Origin of the sequence: Janthinobacterium sp. SUN211, from assembly GCF_030587315.1 — a bacterium.
Taxonomy (GTDB): Bacteria; Pseudomonadota; Gammaproteobacteria; order Burkholderiales; family Burkholderiaceae_D; genus Janthinobacterium; species Janthinobacterium kumbetense.
The window spans coordinates 1-1,481 of the sequence record NZ_JAPWIC010000026.1 but is presented as its reverse complement, the minus strand read 5'-3'; the positions used below and the strand labels follow the sequence as shown (position 1 = coordinate 1,481).

General features: G+C 49.6%; 2 tRNA genes and 2 rRNA genes. All 4 read right to left on the bottom strand.

The window, feature by feature from the left end:
• A 23S ribosomal RNA gene (locus O3301_RS28575) occupies positions 1 to 315 on the bottom strand; the annotation flags it as partial.
• 250 nt (positions 316 to 565) lie between these two features.
• Positions 566 to 641: transfer RNA gene (locus tag O3301_RS28570), tRNA-Ala, on the bottom strand.
• Between the two features lie 12 nt (positions 642 to 653).
• Positions 654 to 730, bottom strand: a tRNA-Ile gene (locus O3301_RS28565).
• A gap of 98 nt (positions 731 to 828) precedes the next feature.
• Positions 829 to 1,481 (bottom strand): 16S ribosomal RNA (locus O3301_RS28560); the annotation flags it as partial.

Genomic DNA, 1,481 nt, shown 5'->3' with positions numbered 1-1,481 from the left:
CTATGGCTCCTATTTCCAGAGGATTCTGTTATCGGTCCGACTATCACGTACAGGCTCTTCCCATTTCGCTCGCCGCTACTTTGGGAATCTCGGTTGATTTCTTTTCCTGCAGCTACTTAGATGTTTCAGTTCGCCGCGTTCGCCTTGCATACCTATGTATTCAGTATGCAATACCCTAAAAGGGTGGGTTGCCCCATTCGGAAATCTGCGGATCAAAGTGTGTTTGCTCACTCCCCGCAGCTTATCGCAAGCTACTACGTCCTTCATCGCCTGTAATCGCCAAGGCATCCACCATGTGCACTTATTCGCTTGTCCCTATAACGTTAGCCTCTTCATTCTTTCAAATGAAAAGAGCGCTACAGGGATAAGAAAGTACAACGTTGTTGCTTGTTTGTTGATACATACAATCATTACCCATCGATTTACCTTTTACGGCAAACCGATCAATAAATAATCTTTACTTCTTCCAGATTGTTAAAGAACGAAACAGCTTTGATCGCTAAAAGATCAAACCTAAACCACAGTCTTATTGACCGGCTTACGTTTGCACTTTCGAGTAAAACTTTGGTGGAGGATGACGGGATCGAACCGACGACCCCCTGCTTGCAAAGCAGGTGCTCTCCCAGCTGAGCTAATCCCCCGGGAATTTGTACTGGTAGGGCTGGTTGGACTCGAACCAACGACCCCCGCGTTATCAACACGGTGCTCTAACCAGCTGAGCTACAGCCCCAACGCGGAACTACTACGACTACTGTTTCTTCTTAATTAAACAGCCGATAAGTGTGAACATTTGATGCGTGAATCATTGCTGATTCGTGCAAACTCTAGAAAGGAGGTGATCCAGCCGCACCTTCCGATACGGCTACCTTGTTACGACTTCACCCCAGTCACGAATCCTACCGTGGTAAGCGCCCTCCTTACGGTTAAGCTACCTACTTCTGGTAAAACCCGCTCCCATGGTGTGACGGGCGGTGTGTACAAGACCCGGGAACGTATTCACCGCGACATGCTGATCCGCGATTACTAGCGATTCCAACTTCATGCAGTCGAGTTGCAGACTACAATCCGGACTACGATACACTTTCTGCGATTAGCTCCCCCTCGCGGGTTGGCGGCGCTCTGTATGTACCATTGTATGACGTGTGAAGCCCTACCCATAAGGGCCATGAGGACTTGACGTCATCCCCACCTTCCTCCGGTTTGTCACCGGCAGTCTCATTAGAGTGCCCTTTCGTAGCAACTAATGACAAGGGTTGCGCTCGTTGCGGGACTTAACCCAACATCTCACGACACGAGCTGACGACAGCCATGCAGCACCTGTGTACTGGCTCTCTTTCGAGCACTCCCCAATCTCTCGGGGATTCCAGCCATGTCAAGGGTAGGTAAGGTTTTTCGCGTTGCATCGAATTAATCCACATCATCCACCGCTTGTGCGGGTCCCCGTCAATTCCTTTGAGTTTTAATCTTGCGACCGTACTCCC